Annotated in this window: 13 protein-coding genes and 1 tRNA gene; 12 read left to right on the top strand and 2 right to left on the bottom strand. The window is 36.4% G+C overall.

What is annotated here, in order from left to right:
* The first annotated feature begins 70 nt into the window (after positions 1-70).
* The 12 genes from QPK98_RS01735 (at position 71) to QPK98_RS01680 (ending at position 14,245) form a co-directional block, all read left to right on the top strand.
* Positions 71-769, top strand: coding sequence for a MotA/TolQ/ExbB proton channel family protein (locus tag QPK98_RS01735; protein ID WP_310991279.1), 699 nt, complete (start codon positions 71-73; stop codon positions 767-769).
* Positions 770-792: 23 nt separating this feature from the next.
* Positions 793-1,185, top strand: a complete 393-nt coding sequence (locus QPK98_RS01730) for an ExbD/TolR family protein (RefSeq protein ID WP_310991278.1) — start codon at positions 793-795, stop codon at positions 1,183-1,185.
* Between the two features lie 58 nt (positions 1,186-1,243).
* Positions 1,244-2,065 (top strand): energy transducer TonB, encoded by an 822-nt coding sequence (locus QPK98_RS01725; RefSeq protein WP_310991277.1) that lies wholly within the window; start codon positions 1,244-1,246, stop codon positions 2,063-2,065.
* A gap of 576 nt (positions 2,066-2,641) precedes the next feature.
* On the top strand, positions 2,642-3,859 hold the full coding sequence (locus tag QPK98_RS01720) for a bifunctional folylpolyglutamate synthase/dihydrofolate synthase (RefSeq protein WP_310991730.1): 1,218 nt from the start codon (positions 2,642-2,644) through the stop codon (positions 3,857-3,859).
* Positions 3,860-3,927: 68 nt separating this feature from the next.
* Positions 3,928-4,002: transfer RNA gene (locus tag QPK98_RS01715), tRNA-Val, on the top strand.
* Between the two features lie 237 nt (positions 4,003-4,239).
* A complete protein-coding gene (locus tag QPK98_RS01710) occupies positions 4,240-5,256 on the top strand; it encodes a DUF481 domain-containing protein (RefSeq protein ID WP_310991276.1) in 1,017 nt (338 codons plus the stop codon).
* A 309-nt stretch (positions 5,257-5,565) separates the two neighbouring features.
* Complete coding sequence (gene nhaA, locus QPK98_RS01705; protein WP_310991275.1) at positions 5,566-6,891, top strand: Na+/H+ antiporter NhaA; 1,326 nt, start codon at positions 5,566-5,568, stop codon at positions 6,889-6,891.
* Between the two features lie 56 nt (positions 6,892-6,947).
* Positions 6,948-7,814 carry a formate/nitrite transporter family protein gene (locus tag QPK98_RS01700; RefSeq protein WP_310991274.1) on the top strand — a complete coding sequence of 289 codons (867 nt, stop codon included), beginning with the start codon at positions 6,948-6,950 and terminating at the stop codon, positions 7,812-7,814.
* Positions 7,815-8,183: 369 nt separating this feature from the next.
* Positions 8,184-10,118, top strand: a complete 1,935-nt coding sequence (locus tag QPK98_RS01695) for a M1 family metallopeptidase (protein ID WP_310991273.1) — start codon at positions 8,184-8,186, stop codon at positions 10,116-10,118.
* 285 nt (positions 10,119-10,403) lie between these two features.
* Positions 10,404-10,610: a hypothetical protein gene (locus QPK98_RS01690; protein ID WP_310991272.1), complete on the top strand. Its 207-nt coding sequence runs from the start codon at positions 10,404-10,406 to the stop codon at positions 10,608-10,610.
* 118 nt (positions 10,611-10,728) lie between these two features.
* Positions 10,729-11,475, top strand: a complete 747-nt coding sequence (locus QPK98_RS01685) for a GLPGLI family protein (protein WP_310991271.1) — start codon at positions 10,729-10,731, stop codon at positions 11,473-11,475.
* 70 nt (positions 11,476-11,545) lie between these two features.
* Positions 11,546-14,245, top strand: coding sequence for a carboxypeptidase-like regulatory domain-containing protein (locus QPK98_RS01680; protein ID WP_310991270.1), 2,700 nt, complete (start codon positions 11,546-11,548; stop codon positions 14,243-14,245).
* 72 nt (positions 14,246-14,317) lie between these two features.
* On the opposite strand, the gene QPK98_RS01675 is transcribed toward QPK98_RS01680, so the two are convergent.
* Positions 14,318-16,378: a M56 family metallopeptidase gene (locus tag QPK98_RS01675; protein ID WP_310991269.1), complete on the bottom strand. Its 2,061-nt coding sequence runs from the start codon at positions 16,376-16,378 to the stop codon at positions 14,318-14,320.
* A 2-nt stretch (positions 16,379-16,380) separates the two neighbouring features.
* Complete coding sequence (locus QPK98_RS01670; RefSeq protein ID WP_310991268.1) at positions 16,381-16,746, bottom strand: BlaI/MecI/CopY family transcriptional regulator; 366 nt, start codon at positions 16,744-16,746, stop codon at positions 16,381-16,383.
* Positions 16,747-16,861: the final 115 nt, after the last annotated feature.

Below are 16,861 nucleotides of genomic sequence, written 5' to 3'. Positions count from 1 at the left end.
TGGAATATTTCACCAAAAACAACAATTTCTGAAACCTAATCTCGTTATTCACTAAAACAAAACAATTTCTATGTTAAACTTCTTAATTCAAGAGGGTGCTGAAGTAGCACAGGATGTTGAACCTATTTCCGAAGAAAAAACGCTTTCCATCATGGATCTTCTATTGAATGGAGGCGTGGCAGGTCAAATAATAATTGGCGTTCTTTTTATTCTCTTATTTGTTGCAGTCTATATTTATTTTGAACGACTTTTCGCAATAAAAGCTGCCTCTACGATGGACAGTAATTTTATGAACCAAATTAAGGACAATGTGGCTTCTGGGAATATTCAAGCTGCAAAGGTGTTGTGTGCCCAAAGCAATACGCCGGTTTCTCACTTAACGGAAAAAGGAATTTCTAGAATTGGAAGTCCGCTGGAAGACATTAATACCGCCATTGAAAATGCAGGTCGTTTGGAGGTTTATAAGCTTGAAAAAAATGTAAGCGTTTTGGCAACTATTGCTGGTGCGGCACCAATGATTGGTTTCTTAGGGACGGTTATTGGTATGGTTTTAGCTTTTCACCAATTGGCTACTAGTAGCGGACAAGCCGAGATGGGAACCCTTGCCGAAGGTATTTATACGGCAATGACAACTACAGTTGCCGGGCTTATCGTTGGTATTATTGCTTACATGGGCTACAATCACTTAGTGGTTCGTACTGATAAGGTAGTGCACCAAATGGAAGCAACAGCGGTAGATTTCTTAGATATGTTGAACGAACCTGCCTAGGTTTTCAAAACTCAATTGTTACTATGAATTTAAGAGGAAGAAATAAAGTTAGCGCCCAGTTTAGCATGAGTTCCATGACGGATATCGTGTTTTTGCTGTTGGTGTTTTTCTTGCTTACTTCGCCGGCAATAACGCCCGATGCGTTAGATTTAATACTTCCGAAGGCAAAAGGGAAAACTTCTAATGTACAAAAGGCTTCTGTTAGTATTACAAAAGATGGCGCCTATTACGTAGATAAGGAGCGCGTAAGTGAGTACAGCATTGAAAAGGAGCTTAAAAAAGTACTTGCAGGACAAGAGGAGCCAACCATAATACTACGGGCCGAGGAAGGTGTGCCTATTGAAGAAGCTGTTTTTGTAATGGATATTGCAAACAGGAATAAATTTAAAGTGGTGCTAGCCGTTAGACCCAATTAATGATAACCGCACCTAGTGGTAGTCAGTAATTTATTTTAAATTTTTAAACCACAAACCCTTGAAGTTTTTAGAGACAAAACATGAGCGAAAGAGTATGATTATCACGGTTATCGTGCATGTAATCATACTTGTGCTATTGTTTTATGTGGGAATGCGATACCTGGATCCGCCTATAGAACAAGGAATAGCGATTAATTTTGGAACTACCGAAACCGGTAGTGGAAATATTCAGCCTACGGAAAAAATTGAGACTGCACCTCAAAAAACTACGTCAACTCCAGAGGCACAGCCAAAAGCTGAACCCGATACCCATGTAGAAAAAGATGAGGTCGTAACCCAAGATACTGAAGAAGCTCCTGTAATTAAAAAGGAGAAGCCAAAAAAGGAACCGGTTAAGGCAGAACCAAAAAAAACAACGAAAAAACCCGATCCGAAGCCAGATAAAGCAACAACCGATGCGCTTTCTAGTATTTTAAATGGCCCAAAAAGTGATGGCAAAGCAAAAGGAGGCGAAGGAAATGATCGCACAGCAGGAGATAAAGGAAATCCAGATGGAGACCCAAAGGCAAGTGCTTATTACGGTACTGGAAAAGGCTTGGATGGCGATGGAAACTATCTGCTTGGAGGGCGAAAGGCGCTTAATAAGGAAAAGTTTGTCCAGGACTGTAACGAAGCCGGTATTGTTGTAGTTAGCATTGAGGTTGATAGAAATGGAAAAGTAATAAAAGCAATGCCAGGAGTACGAGGAACAACCAATAATGCTAAATGTCTAACCGATCCTGCAAAACGCGCCGCTTTAGCTACCAAATTTAATGCAGATGAAAATGCACCCGCTAAGCAGATTGGTAAGATTATCTATAAGTTTAGTCTTTCTGAGTAGTGTTTATTTTGGCAAGTAAATTCTTAGATCTATGTTGTTTCAAATGGATGATTTTTTTCAAAGATCAAAATTTTATAAGTGCTGTTTTGGCCTAGTAAAAGTTTACGTAAAAAATGATCCGCGATAGTTATCGGGAGAGTGGAGGGTTAAGCAAACTAGCGCCAGCCGCTCAGCTAATTTTAATCTTAGCGATATTATTATAACATTAACTATTTTAAACGAACAAATGTGAGCTTTTAGTTTGCGCCGCAACGAGGGAAATTTTTAGTAAAGTTTTGCTCAGCCTAGCCTTTTTTTGGTTCGTTCCGATAGCTATCGGAATTGGCAATGAAAAAAAATGAATAAATATATTTACGTGATTCAATTTAAACAGTTAGACCTATTTTTATTAATGAAAATTAATCACCCACCATATTCAACATAGTACCAAATTTTTTTAACTGTGTTTTAGGCATCGATAAAGAGACATTTCCTAAGGAGATTTAGTATTTTAGAGCTTTCTACGGAAAACGAACCAGTTTAAATTCAACATTACATTATAACCTTTATCTTGGGTCTAATTAAAATCCTTTAGCTATTAATTATTCAGAAACAATTACGTGGCTTTTTTCGCAATTACCCATGTACCAAAGGGTAGGGCAGTCTGCGTATAAGGCAGATTTGGCAGCTACAGTAAACCTTGCCGATTATCTCAAGAACCCTGAAAACACTTTTAAAAGTATCCATGTTGCCGGCACCAATGGCAAGGGGAGTGTTAGCCATTTATTGGCTTCGGTTTTTCAAGAGGCTGGGTATAAAACAGGACTTTACACTTCACCTCATTTAAAGGATTTCCGGGAACGGATAAAGATTAATGGCGAAATGATTCCTAAAATTTATGTTTCGGAATTCGTTAAGGAGCATAAGTCGTTTTTTGAAAGTAATCAGTTGTCTTTTTTTGAAATGACGGTAGGAATGGCATTTGATTATTTCAGAAATCAAGAAGTAGATATCGCTATTGTTGAAGTAGGAATGGGAGGAAGGCTGGATAGCACCAATATTATCACTTCTGAAATTTCTATCATCACAAATATCGGTTTAGACCACACGCAGTTTTTAGGAAACACGCTAGAACAAGTTGCTGTGGAAAAGGCTGGTATCATTAAGGCGTCAGTACCTGTGGTTATTGGCGAAGCTACACCAGAAACCAAACCTGTTTTTGAGCGCATTGCTTCAGAAAAAGCTGCTCCTGTTTATTTTGCTGAAGACATTAACACGAAAGATTACACTTCAGATTTAAAAGGAGAATATCAGCTTAAAAATTTAAGAACTGTTTTGGCCTCCTTGCAAATCTTGCAGAATAAAGACTGGACTATTTCCGAAGAAAATATTAAAACCGGTTTATTGCATTGCGTAAAGAATACGGGGTTAATGGGGCGTTGGCAAGTTTTAAGTACGAATCCGAAAGTGATTTGTGATACCGGCCATAACAAAGAAGGATTGAAATTAGTGCTGGAACAGTTGAAAAAGGAGCAGTATGGTAAATTGCATATTGTTTTGGGTGTAGTAAACGACAAAGATTTGGCGTCTGTTTTGACCTTGTTCCCTACAGCTGCCACCTATTATTTCTGTAAACCCAATGTTCCACGCGGCTTAGATGTATCACTTTTATTTTCGCAAGCAAGAGGATTCGGATTGGTAGGAGAAGAGTATATCTCGGTTCAAAGTGCTTATAATATGGCTGTTAAGGCGGCTTCTAAAGACGACTTAGTTTTTATTGGCGGAAGCACTTTTGTGGTAGCTGAAGTTTTATGATTTTTTTTCTCAGAAATGTTTGTGGGTATTAAAAACTAACTTATATTTGCATCCTCAATAAGCAATGAGGGCGATTAGCTCAGCTGGTTCAGAGCACCTCGTTTACACCGAGGGGGTCGGGGGTTCGAACCCCTCATCGCCCACAGATTTTAAAAGACCGAAGTGAAAGCTTCGGTCTTTTTGTTATGGGTTATTTTACTTACATAGGATCAAGGGATCAAGGGATCAAGGATCAAGTCCAAAAGTTGTGGGATTTTAAGATTATGCAAAAATATTTGAGAGTCTAAAAAGGAAAAATTCTATATTTCTAACACCTCTTAAAATTGCATAAACGTCTATCGAGCTTTTTTATACAGTTGTAAAGATATAGTTTTGCGCAAATGAACTTAAAGCATATTTTATCCTGTCTTGGATTATTACTTTCCCTAGTTACCTACGCCCAAAAAGATACACTTGTATTGCGTAATGGTGATAAACTCATTGGTGATATTGAAAAGTTAGACCGCGGGGTCTTAAACTTCAGTACGTCATATAGTAGTGGCGACTTAAAGGTGAAATGGAAAAAGGTGCAGTCCGTGTCAAGTAAACAAGGGTTCTTAGTTACAGGTGCCGGTGGTACGCGTTATAAAATTACGGGTTTACACGCTAGTGTTACCAATGACTCCTTAATTTTAAGGGATGGTGCAGGTATTTTTAATACCAATGATGTTGTTTTTATCAACCGCCTAAAAAAAGATAGTTTTGTTTCCCGCTTAAATGCTTCCTTGTCCTTTGGATTTAACTTTGCTAAATCCAGTAAACTTAGTCAATTGACTGCAGCTGCAAGTTTAGGCTACACTTCAGATTTCTATAGTATACGAACAAAGTTTAATGCTACGCGAACCAATCAAGATGAGGTTGAGGAAATACAACGAACCGCTGGGCAGTTTTCCTTTAATTACTTTTTGAAACGCGATTACTTTCTTATGCTTCAATCTGAATATTTGTCTAACAGTGAACAAAACCTAAAATTACGGATGACGAATAAATTGGGTCTGGGGAAGTATTTTATTCGAAATAACAGTATGTTTTTTGGTGGAAATATTGGTCTTGCCTGGAATAACGAAGCCTATGATGATTCCGTTGATAAAAACAGAAATAGTGGGGAAGCTTTTGTGGCTTTAGGTGTAAATTTTTTCGACTTTAACTCATTTAGTTTGGTTTCTGAAGTAACTGCTTATCCAAGTTTAACCGAAAAAGAAAGGTTGCGGGCAGATTTTAATCTGGATCTTAAATATGACTTACCATTAGATTTATTTTTAAAATTAGGCTTTAACTACAATTATGACAGCAAACCGGCTGAAGGAACAGCTTACGATGACTATATAATCCGCACAACCTTAGGTTGGGAGCTTTAACAATGATTCTTTTTGGTTCCCTCTAAAAAATATTTTTATCTTTATAAAATAGGTCAAAAAAAACATGCAAGTAACTGGAAAGTTTTTGCAATACCATAAACCTGCTTTCAGGTAGCGTTTACATACTCGCAGCTTGTTTGTGAAATTAACTATCTGTTTGTTAGTCTATTGCGTGCTAAATAGGTGTTGTTAGTTCGTACTTTTACTTATTTGCTTCTTAATTTTTTTTGCTAAAAATCATTTTTTATTGATCTATTTAAAATATTAATGCGAAATTGTATCTTAAGAAATTAAAACTTGTACCGAACAATGAATAGACTTCTCAATAAGTTAAGTATGTTTTTCAGTAAAGGATCCGCTACCGGGGTTCTGCTTATTTTGGCAACCTTAGCCGCGCTTATTGTTGCTAACACGCCCTTAAAAACTTTTTATCAAGAGGTAATGCACCTTAAATTTACCCTGGGCTTTGAGGGGATGAATCTTTCAAAAGAAATTCATCATTGGGTAAATGATGGCTTAATGGCAATATTCTTTTTATTGGTTGGTCTTGAGATAAAAAGTGAGTTGAAATTCGGAAGACTCAGATCGCTTAAATCTGCTGTTTTTCCTGTGGTTGCAGCTATAAGTGGTGCCATTTTTCCGGCACTTATATATTTTGTCTTTAATCAAGGTACCGATTATGTAAATGGATGGGCAATCCCTATGGCTACTGACATTGCTTTTGTAATTGGTATCATCGCGATGTTGGGCTCTAGAATACCTTCTTGGGCAAAAGTTTTTGTAACTACCATTGCTGTGGTTGATGACCTTATAGCCGTACTGGTAATCGCATTTTTCTATACTGACGAGATACGATGGGGCGCTTTGGGAATTGCAGCAATATGTACCTTAATCCTGATCTTTTTCAATCTTAGAAAAGTGAACCGATTGACGCCCTATATGGCCGTTGGGTTTGTTTTATGGTGGGCCGTTTTGGCTTCTGGAATTCACGCAACCATAGCGGGGGTAATTCTGGCGTTAACCATACCGTTACATCGCGAATGGTCACTTAACCGGGTAAAGGCTTTTGCAAGGCGTGGTTTAAGTTTGTTTAAACAAGCACAGGATGAAACCTTCCCAATGACAACTTCTCAAGCGTACTATTATCTTGAAAAAACGCAACGTGTTATGGAGTCACCACTCAAACGATTGGAACGAAAATTACACGGTTTGGTTTACTTCTTTATAATGCCACTTTTCGCTTTTGTAAATGCCGGAATTGTCTTTGATTCAGAAATTTTAGGCGAAGCTTTTCACATACCCATAACTTGGGGTACCATTGTAGGGCTGTTTATAGGAAAACCCATAGGAATTATGTTGGCGGCTTGGATTCTGCTTAAATTTTTCTACAAAAATATGCCGCAAAACAGAGAAATCTGGAAACTGCTTTTCGGAATATCGCTGCTGTGTGGTATCGGGTTTACTATGTCACTTTTTATAGTAAATCTCTCGTTTGCCGACGAATTGATACGCGAAGAAGCAAAAATCGGGATATTGGTAGCATCGCTACTTAGTGGTGTGTGTGGCTATCTTGTACTACGCCATGCTACCCGTAAACCAGATGCAATTACCGCCGATAAAATAAAGATTGAATAGGCTTATTGTAATCAATTCCATAGCTAGGAGCTAAAAATCACCCGCTAAATTAGTTGATGAAAGAAGAAGAAAAAGACCAAGAAGACTATCAAAAGGACTTGGAGAAAAAGTCTAATGAGGTAAAGGGCGCCCAAAAGTATAGAGATATTTTGAGTAGGGTGATCCATGAAGGGGAAGAGCTTTTTAAAACCAAGAGCAAAGCCATGTTTTTAAGCGCCACAATCGCCGGTCTGGAGATTGGGTTTAGTTATCTACTGGTTTGCTCGGTCTATTACCTTTTTAGTGGTAGTATGGACGAGCAGCTTGTCTTTAAGCTTTTTAGTATCGTGTACCCCATTGGATTTATATTGGTAATTTTAGGTAAATCTGCCCTCTATACCGAACAAACTTCTGTCTTGGCCCTTCCGGTTTTAAACGGGCAGCGGAGTATTTGGGAGTTGATGCGCATTTGGGGAATTGTGATTGTAGGCAACCTGATAGGCGGTATGTTTTTTGTTTATTTTATAGGAAGCCTTGCCCCAAAAATGCATCTTTTTACAAATGATACCATGGTAAAAGTAGGAACCCATGTTTTAAACTATCCATGGTGGGTACTGCTTTTGAGCGCCATAACTGCTGGGTGGCTTATGGGCCTATTGGCATGGCTGTTAAACAGTACCAGGAATTCCCTTACCCGAGTCTTGCTTATTTTTATGATTACGGGGGTTATTGGTTTTGGCGGGTTCCATCATAGCATTGTTGGGAATATTGAAGTGTTTGGCGCCTTTCTGAATACAGATGCTATTTCAGTTACAGACTATCTTTGGTTTCTTCTCTTAACTTTATCCGGAAATGGAATTGGAGGAGCAGTGGTGGTAGGATTATTCAAATACCGGATTTTTGAATCGCATTATTCTGAAGAAAAGCAGAAATCGTATCAATAGAAGAGATTGCAATTAATTAACCTCTCAGTAATCCCGCGGACCTCAATTTTAGACAGTACTTTAAAATTTTAGACCAGTTTGCTTTTAGGTTGATTTTTTCTTGTTCTGAATTTCAAATTGTCTGTTTTAATATAAAAACAGACTACAATTTATTTTCAAATCAACCTATTTCCTTGGCGAAGTATTTTTAATGGGAGTCCAAAGGTCTAATGTGTCATAGCTATTCTAAACTAGAGCCAACTTGTACGAAAACTTTAAAGTGAAACATTGCCTCAAGGCCACTGGGAAAGGGTCATTTGAATACGTCGTTTTAACAATTTTTTCACATCTCATTTGCTACCTTCGCTATTTGCAAAAAATTTATATATAATGAAGTATTTTAACAGCAGTTTGTGGATAATGCTGCTTCTTTCCACTTTTTCCGTTGCACTGAATGCGCAGGAAGTAACCCAGAACAACCAACATTTTTTTGACGATTTTAGCTACCGGCAGGGAAATGCATACCGAACCGCTTCGGGAAAGCCCGGCCCCGAATATTGGCAAAATTCTGCTGATTATAATTTAGAAGTAGAATTAGACGATAAAAAGCATACCGTTTCTGGCAATGTCACGATTCATTATACCAATAACAGTCCTGAAACCTTAGACTTTATTTGGTTGTATTTAGAACAGAATCGTTTTACCGAAACCTCCCGCGGCACGCTTACTACGCCCGTTCAGGGAAGTCGATATAGCGGCGATGTTGAAGGCGGTTATAAACTGACTAATGTTCAGGCAAAGACCAAAACCGGAACTTCTTCAAAATATATGGTTTCCGATACCCGTATGCAGCTTTTTCTGGATAAGCCACTAGCTGCCAATGGCGGGGAGGTCACTATTAAAATGAACTTTAACTTTAAGGTTCCCGTTGAAGGTATGGACCGAATGGGAAGACTGGACACCAAAGAAGGAACGGTTTATGCCCTTGCGCAGTGGTATCCGCGGGTAGCCGTGTTTGACGATGTGGTGGGTTGGAATACTGAGCCGTACTTGGGCGCAGGCGAGTTTTATTGTGAATATGGAGATTTTGATGTAAAAATCACTGCTCCTGCAGCTCAAACTGTAGTTTGCTCTGGCGTCTTGCAAAACCCAAAAGACGTACTTACAAATACGCAACAAAAACGATTTTCACAAGCTGAAAAAAGTGATAAGACGGTATATATAATCAAGCCCGATGAGGTTGGAAAGCCAATTGCGAACGTTAAAAATAACGGTACACTTACGTGGCATTTTAAAATGGAGAACACACGCGATGTGGCTTGGGCTGCTTCAAAAGCATTTATTTGGGATGCTGCCCGTATGGATTTGGGCAATGGACAAACTGGCGTGGCGCAATCTGTATATCCAAAAGAAAGCGACGGAAGCCATGCATGGACCCGTTCTACCGAATACACAAAAGCATCAGTAGAATATTACTCAAAAACCTATTACCCTTATCCGTACCATAACGCAATTAATGTTGCGGCAAATGTTGGCGGAATGGAATACCCAGGCGTTAGTTTCTGCTCGTATAAAAGTACTGGCTCCAGCCTTTGGGGCGTTACCGATCATGAATTTGGCCACAACTGGTTCCCGATGATCGTGGGTAGCAATGAACGTCGTTACCCATGGATGGACGAAGGCTTAAATACATTTATTAACCATTATAGCACCGAAGCTTTTAATAACGGCGAATATGGTACAAGAATGGAAGGCCCACGCAGTCTGTTGAGCTATCTAACTTCTGAAACCAGAGAAGGCATAGAAACATCACCTGAAGTGGCTAACCCACGAAACTTGGCATATACCGCCTATTACAAACCTTTTGCAGGCTTGTATTTACTTCGTGAATACATACTTGGTCATGAACGTTTTGACAATGCTTTCAATAGTTACATTCGTCATTGGGCGTACAAACATCCACAGCCAAACGACTTTTTTAACCATATTGAAAATGTTGCGGGAGAAGACTTGTCTTATTTCTGGAAAGGATGGTTTTACGGAAACGGAAACATAGACATGGGCATTACCTCGGTAGAACCGTATCAGGGAAATTATTTGATTACTGTAGAAAATAACGGCGAAATTCCCATGCCGGTCAAACTCTTGGTCACTTATACCGATAATACTACGGAAACGGTGTTGCTTCCAGTAGAAATTTGGCAACGTGGCAATGTGTGGAGCCATTTATTAAAAACGTCAAAACTGGTACAACGCGTGGTATTGGATCCCGATAAAATGCTGCCAGATGTCAATGTTTTAAATGACACTTGGAATAAGCAATAGTAAGATTTTTTTGCGGTAAAATTTGATGCGCAACATAACGAGTAATTTTTATGACGGATTTACAAAGAAAATTTAAAAGAAGCTAGTAGTCTTTTGAATACGCTTTGGACTACCGAATGAATCTTATAATAGTTTTAATAATAAATAATGTTTTAATATATGGCTAAATTCGAGCCAAATATAAAATTGTAGAAAAAGAAGTATCAATAAACTTTGTATTTCAGTTTTTTTTTTTTTTTGAGTTTTGGGGAATTATTAACCATAAAAACCTAAAACATAAAAAAAATGATTCTAATTTGTGTTGTTGTTTTTGCAACTTCTTTAACGTCGTATGCTACAACTCCAACATTCAAAAGTGATGTAGCCGTAGACTGCATGAGTGAAGCTATGAGACGTGCGGATATTGATTTGGCAAATGGAACTATAACGCCAGATCAATATTTTGGAAGAGTAAATTACTACAAGAGCCAATGTGCAATAGCTCCGAATTAATAAAAGAATATTTTAGACAACTCATTTTCTTTATAAAATAAGTTTTTCCAAAATTGAATATTTATTTTATATTTCTAGAAAATGAGTTGTTTTTTTAAAATTCCCTAAATTAAGATCAATGAACAAAAAGATAGTAGTATTAGTTTTATTTATAATGTCGCTTAATCTTATAATGCCAATTACTGCGCAAAATATGGTGATTACATATGGAATGGACAGCAAAAAGCAGATTTCAGCATTTAAACAAGAAATGCAAAATCCAGGTGAAAGCGAAAATTTTAAAAGATTGGCTAATTTGTCGTTAAAAGCTACATTAGAAGCGGAAAAAAGTACTTACAGTTTAGAAATCGATAAGGACAAATCATTTTTTTACTTAGATGAACTTATGTTAAGTGATGCAAACGGAAGCTCTGTAAACGAACTTGCAAGAATGAATGCGGATAGAGGAGATTTTTATCAAGATGCTACCACTAAGCAGGTATTGGAAAAGAGATCTGGAAGTAAGTTATTTATAAATTACGGTTTCGACTTTTTTGATTGGGAATTAATCAAAGAAACTGAAACTATTTTAGGTTACACTTGTTACAAAGCCATAGCAAAATATACTGAACCGCATCCAGCTGGAGGTAATGATTTGCGTAGGGAGATTATAGTCTGGTATGCTCCGGAACTTCCTTTTAATTTTGGGCCACAAGGATATGGAGGCCTACCTGGATTGATTTTAAAGAAGTGCCAGAGTGGAAGTTGTTTTGTTGCTACTAAAATAGAAACTAAAAAGGTTAAAATAAAATGGCCAAAGGGGGAAACTATAACTCGCGAGAAATATTCAAAGAAAAATGAAAACACTCAATTTAAATTTAATTGAAGTAATCCAATAAGCCAAAAAAATAATATTTAAACCATCTTCTAGTTTTATATATTTTAAGAAATAAGATGTGCCAAATATAATTATATTTCAAAAATATTTTATAATACCTCTCGCTTATCTTTTTTTTGGAACCTTTTCTGGCCATGGACAAACGGTTATTTTAAAGGGAAAAGTTAGCGATAGCTTAGCCAATCCTTTGACGAATGCCAATATTCTTGCAGTGCCAAATAGCCAGGATGCATCAATGGCATTTGCCATAACAGATGCAAACGGTCTCTATTCCTTAAAAATAGAAAGCAAAGAGAGTTATCAAGTTAGTGTTAGCTATTTAGGCTTTCAGAAACAAATCAAAACTATTGATATTGATGAAAATAGTATTGAAAATTTCATTCTAAAAGAAAACATTGGCCAGCTGGAAGAGGTTTTTCTAAAAAGTAAAATCCCTCTTGTTGTAAAAAAAGATACACTTATCTATAATGTAGATGCTTTTGCCACTGGAACAGAACGAAAATTAAACGAATTGCTAAAAAATCTTCCAGGTGTTGAAGTGGATAGGGAAGGCAACGTAAAAGTACAGGGCAGAAAAATAACCAAGGTATTGGTTGAAAACCAAACTTTTTTTACTGGAGATAGCAAACTCGCTGTCAATAATATTCCTGCAGATGCAGTTAGTCAAGTGGAAGTCCTGGATAACTATACGGAGATAGCTATGCTTAAGGGTTTACTGGACAGTGATGCAATTGCTCTTAACATAAAACTAAAAGAAGACAAGAAGAAATTTACTTTCGGAGATATTGAAGCGGGTGGCGGATTAAAAAACAGATATGTAGTAAATCCAAAGCTTTTTTATTACAGTCCGAATACAAGTGTGGGTTTCATTGGTGATGTAAACAATATATCAGAAAAGGCCTTTACTCTAAACGATTATATCAATTTTGAAGGAGGAACTAGCAAACTCTTTAGTGGAGAAAATTCGTTTTCAACGCTCTATAATAGCGACATTTCACAATATATTTCAAATCGGGATTATACCGAAAATGTTTCGCAATTTGGCGCATTGAATTTACAGCAATTTCTTTCTCGAAGTACAAATTTAAACGGCTACGTAATTGCGTCAAAAAGTAAAACCACTACCTCCTCTCGTACACTAAATCGTTACTCAAATTCAGAAGACCCATTCGATGAACAGAGATTAACGGACAACAGCAATAATAACTTCTTTATTATAGGAAAAGCGAACTTGGAGTATAAGCCTAGTTTTGAAGAAGATTTTTCCTATTCCAGTTATTTTAAAGGAAGCACTAATAATTCTGATGGTTCAATAATTACCGAAAATCCATTTAAAGATAATCTTATACAAACAAATTCAAAACTTCATTCCATTCAATTAACGCAACAGCTAAACTATAGTTTAAAATTGTCATCAAGACATACTGCAACAATAGAAGGAATATATAATTTCAATGAAAATAAACCAAATAATGGTTGGAGAACCGATGCGCCTATTTTACAGGGCTTACTTCCCCTGGTGGACGATAATGATTATTATTTACTTCAAAACAAAAGGATCGCCTCACATACCTTTAATGGTTTAATAAAGGATTATTGGGTAGTAGGTAAGTTTCATCACTTATACCCCAGCTTTGGTGTAAATGCATCATTTTCTAGTTATCTAAGTGAGGATAGTCAACTTCTTTCTGACGGCAATTCTAACAGTTTTTCGGATAACGGATTTGATAATAAGCTTCAATACAATATTGTCAATACGTTTTTAGGATTGGAATACAAATTCCAAACTGGAAAAGTTACTTTTAAACCTGCTTTATACCTTCACTTCTTTAATTGGACAACGAACCAAAAGGATGTTAAGAAAAACCAATCACAAGATTTACTTCTCCCAAAATTAGATATTGATATTCCGTTTAGTTTTGTGGAAAAGCTAACTTTTAATTATAGCTTAGAGAATAGAGTTCCTCAAACTTCTCAACTTGCAAATGGATATATATTGTCTGATTTTAATAGTGTTTATAAAGGAAATGATGCTTTGGAAAATGAAATCTTCCATAATATTACGTTAGGTTACAATAAATTTTCACTTAGCAGCAAATTGCAACTTGCTTTATTCGCGAATTATGAGAGAAAGGAAAAACACGTTAAAAACACAACAATTCTCAATGGAATTGAGCAATATAACGATGTGGTGCTATTAGATAATCCGGAACAAAACTTTAGCTTCAATGGGAGTGTTTATAAAGATATTGGAAAAATGAAATATTTCGTAAAGAGCAATCTTAATTATTCAGATTTTTTTCAGTTACTAAATGAAGAGGAAAGCTTAAATATATCGAGGAGAATCGGTGGGACGATTGGTTTTAAAACTCTTTTTGATTCCTTCCCAACTTTGGAAATAGGTTACACCAAAGATTTTGACAATTATAAGTCTGCGGATGGAATTACCAATTTCCAAAATGACCAAATATTCAGTACTGTAGATGCAGTTTTGCTAAAAGATTTTATAGTTAATGCAGATTACACCTTATCAAAAAATAAAAATAAAAGTAGTGGAGCTAGTAGTGTTTTCGATCAATTAAATGCTTCTGTTTTTTATCAAAAAGAAGATAGCCCTTGGGGCTTTGAATTGAATGCGAGTAATCTATTGAATACAAAGTTTAAACAAAATAATTTTTTTTCGGAATTTGTAATTACAGATACCAGAAAGTTTACTTTCCCAAGAACTATTCTATTTAAGATACAGTATAAGTTGTAGTCCTCGAGAAAAACAAACTCTAAATTAAAAATATCTTTTATTTAGCGGTAAGCGCTTTATTAGATAGACCATTTAATAACCATTGTCTTTATCCTGGTCAATTTTAATATTCGAAATCACCTTTTCAGATAAAGTTATAGTTCCTTTTCCATCCTCTGTTTTGTTTATAAAGACTCGTAGCTTACTATTATTTTTAAGTAATTCATTTGCTTTTTCTGGAGTAATTACCATGTTTTGGTAATAATAAGTGGCGTCCGTTATGCCTGTATTGGGGTCTAAACTTTTATCGGACATCGTTATAATAGATGGTGACGGATTAAATAAAGCGAATTTTTTTCCGTTTTTCATAGCACTTGCTGAAATCCGCACCACATCTTGCCCATTTTCTTTACTGGCAGAGGTGTAGATTTTATTTTCACTATGGTAAAGTAATTCAATAGCTTTTTTGGCGGGAATTACCATATCCTCATACATAAATACTGTAGATGCATTAGCCTTCACCTCTTTGTTATCAGTATAAAAAGAAGGAGTTTCAGGGGTAGGGATATTTGTATTTATGTCTTGGTTAAAATTAAAACCTGTTTTATTGGAAGCAGAACTTGAATCGAACTTTGGAAAAGGCTCAGCCTTTGCTTTCTGCTCATCGGTCATTTTACTATAAATGCGCTTTAGAAGTTCGAGATCCTTTTTGGTTATGTTGCGCTTCTCAATAGCAATGGCATTGTATTTTTTTGCCAGCTTATTATATTTTTTTATTTCTGCTTTAGTGGCTTTCTGCTGAATTATTTCTCCAGTAGTTTCATCTATTTCCACAGATGTTCCAACTTGAACTGACCATGGGTTGTTTTTATCATTCGTTGCATGAGGAGTAGCTTTTTCAAACTTTTCGACTTCTTTTAAATATGCTTGGTGCATAACCTCAGCTTCCGCTACCGTTTTACCAGCCATTGGGTTTGTTTGTGGAATATGTTTTAGCCCAGCGTCTCTTTCGCCTTTAAGGCTTGTGATGCTCCAACTTCTAATATTGGAGCTGTAAAGGATATTGCCAACCTCTTCTGCCAAATCGCTATGGCTTTCATTTTCCACGTCAATGCTCGCAGATAAATATTTTCGCTTTTGCTCTACCGATAAACTTGTGTTCAACTTGTTTAATTCGTCTTTAAGGTTGGAAAGGGAAACGGTTTTTCCGTTCAAGAAGATTTTAGAGTTCTCATCAATTTTTATTTGAATGTCTTCAATAGTGTCATTTACTGAAACAAAACTGGAGCCATTGTATTTTTCAACAGTTTCGGTCGTACTAAACCCGTAAATTAAAAAAGCTAACAAGGGTAGTATCAAAATGCTTCTAAACAGAATAGCGCGACGGGAGGTATTGGTCTTCATAATTGAAAATCGTTTTTTTATGGATGCGTAATTAATTGAATGTGCCAGTATTGGCGTTCCAGGTTTTGTTGAAAACGTCAATAAGAGTTTTTGATACCCTGCCATTTCAAAACCGTGACTTAAAACAGCTTCATCTGCCAGAAACTCATGGTTGAGTTTGATGCTTCTTTTAAAAAAAAATAACAGCGGATTAAACCAAAACAGTATTTTTAAAATTTCGATTAAAACAATGTCAAAACTATGTTTTTGATGTGCGTGGGCTTCTTCGTGAAGCATGACTTCCAAAGGAATTTCGTTTTTTTCGAATTCACTTTTATTCAGGAAAATATAGTTGAAAAACGTATGTGGAATTATAGTTTCATTTAAAAGAACATGCGTAATGCCACTTTTCTGACATTTTGGGTTCCGATGAATTTTTTGAACAATAAGCTGAATATTTCTGAAAAACTTCACACTAAAAAATACTACGCCAATAGCGTAAATTATCCAGAGAACAGTTGGCCAATACGTAAGGGGTTGCACAGTTTCAGTCAAGATTATTCGCTCAGTTGCCGAAGCATAAATAGGAACTAATGGCGAGGCTTCCACATAGGTTGTAAATGTAATCAGCGGAATTAGAAATGCCGCAGCTAGACTTCCCAATAGGTAAAACCGCTTAAAATGATGCATGGAGCTGTTTTCTAAAACTATTTTATAAAAAACGAATAATAGCGTCAGGCAGATTGTGGATTTTAAAAGATATACTTCCATAATCACTTCTTTTTAATTTCAGAATCGATTAGAGCTTTCAACTCTTCCAACTCTTTTTTAGAGAGATTGGTTTCTTCAGTAAAAAAAGAGGCAAATTGTGAAGGGCTGTTGTTAAAGAAGTTTTTGATAAGGACATTGACTTGTTTTGAAAAATAATCTTTCTTTTTTACCAACGGAAAATATTCACGCGACCGTCCAAGCTGTTTATAACCTATAAACTTTTTATCCTGCATTCGTTTTAAAAGTGTTGCGACGGTGGTGGTTGCAGGTTTTGGGTTGGGATATGCATCAACCAAATCTTTCATAACAGCACGTTCCTGTTTCCAGAGAAATTGCATTAATTGTTCTTCGGCTTTTGAGAGTGTCATCTAACTTCAATTAAAATTGATTCTACAAACGTAGAGTAATTATTTTAATTCTACAAGTGTAGAGTAATAAAAAAGTAAGGTGCTATGTTGAATATAGTGGGTAGATTAATTTTTG

Origin of the sequence: Aequorivita marina (assembly GCF_031631895.2) — a bacterium.
Lineage (GTDB): Bacteria > Bacteroidota > Bacteroidia > Flavobacteriales > Flavobacteriaceae > Aequorivita > Aequorivita marina.
Note: the sequence above shows the minus strand (reverse complement) of the source record. Positions and strands in the feature narration are given on the sequence as shown.

Excerpts from the sequence above, each read along its gene's own strand:
- QPK98_RS01735 (WP_310991279.1), top strand. The coding sequence starts at position 71 with ATGTTAAACTTCTTAATTCAAGAGGGTGCTGAAGTAGCACAGGATGTT.
- QPK98_RS01670 (WP_310991268.1), bottom strand. The coding sequence starts at position 16,746 with ATGACACTCTCAAAAGCCGAAGAACAATTAATGCAATTTCTCTGGAAA.
- QPK98_RS01675 (WP_310991269.1), bottom strand. The coding sequence starts at position 16,378 with ATGGAAGTATATCTTTTAAAATCCACAATCTGCCTGACGCTATTATTC.
- nhaA (WP_310991275.1), top strand. The coding sequence starts at position 5,566 with ATGAATAGACTTCTCAATAAGTTAAGTATGTTTTTCAGTAAAGGATCC.
- QPK98_RS01700 (WP_310991274.1), top strand. The coding sequence starts at position 6,948 with ATGAAAGAAGAAGAAAAAGACCAAGAAGACTATCAAAAGGACTTGGAG.
- QPK98_RS01690 (WP_310991272.1), top strand. The coding sequence starts at position 10,404 with ATGATTCTAATTTGTGTTGTTGTTTTTGCAACTTCTTTAACGTCGTAT.
- QPK98_RS01685 (WP_310991271.1), top strand. The coding sequence starts at position 10,729 with ATGAACAAAAAGATAGTAGTATTAGTTTTATTTATAATGTCGCTTAAT.
- QPK98_RS01730 (WP_310991278.1), top strand. The coding sequence starts at position 793 with ATGAATTTAAGAGGAAGAAATAAAGTTAGCGCCCAGTTTAGCATGAGT.
- QPK98_RS01710 (WP_310991276.1), top strand. The coding sequence starts at position 4,240 with ATGAACTTAAAGCATATTTTATCCTGTCTTGGATTATTACTTTCCCTA.
- QPK98_RS01695 (WP_310991273.1), top strand. The coding sequence starts at position 8,184 with ATGAAGTATTTTAACAGCAGTTTGTGGATAATGCTGCTTCTTTCCACT.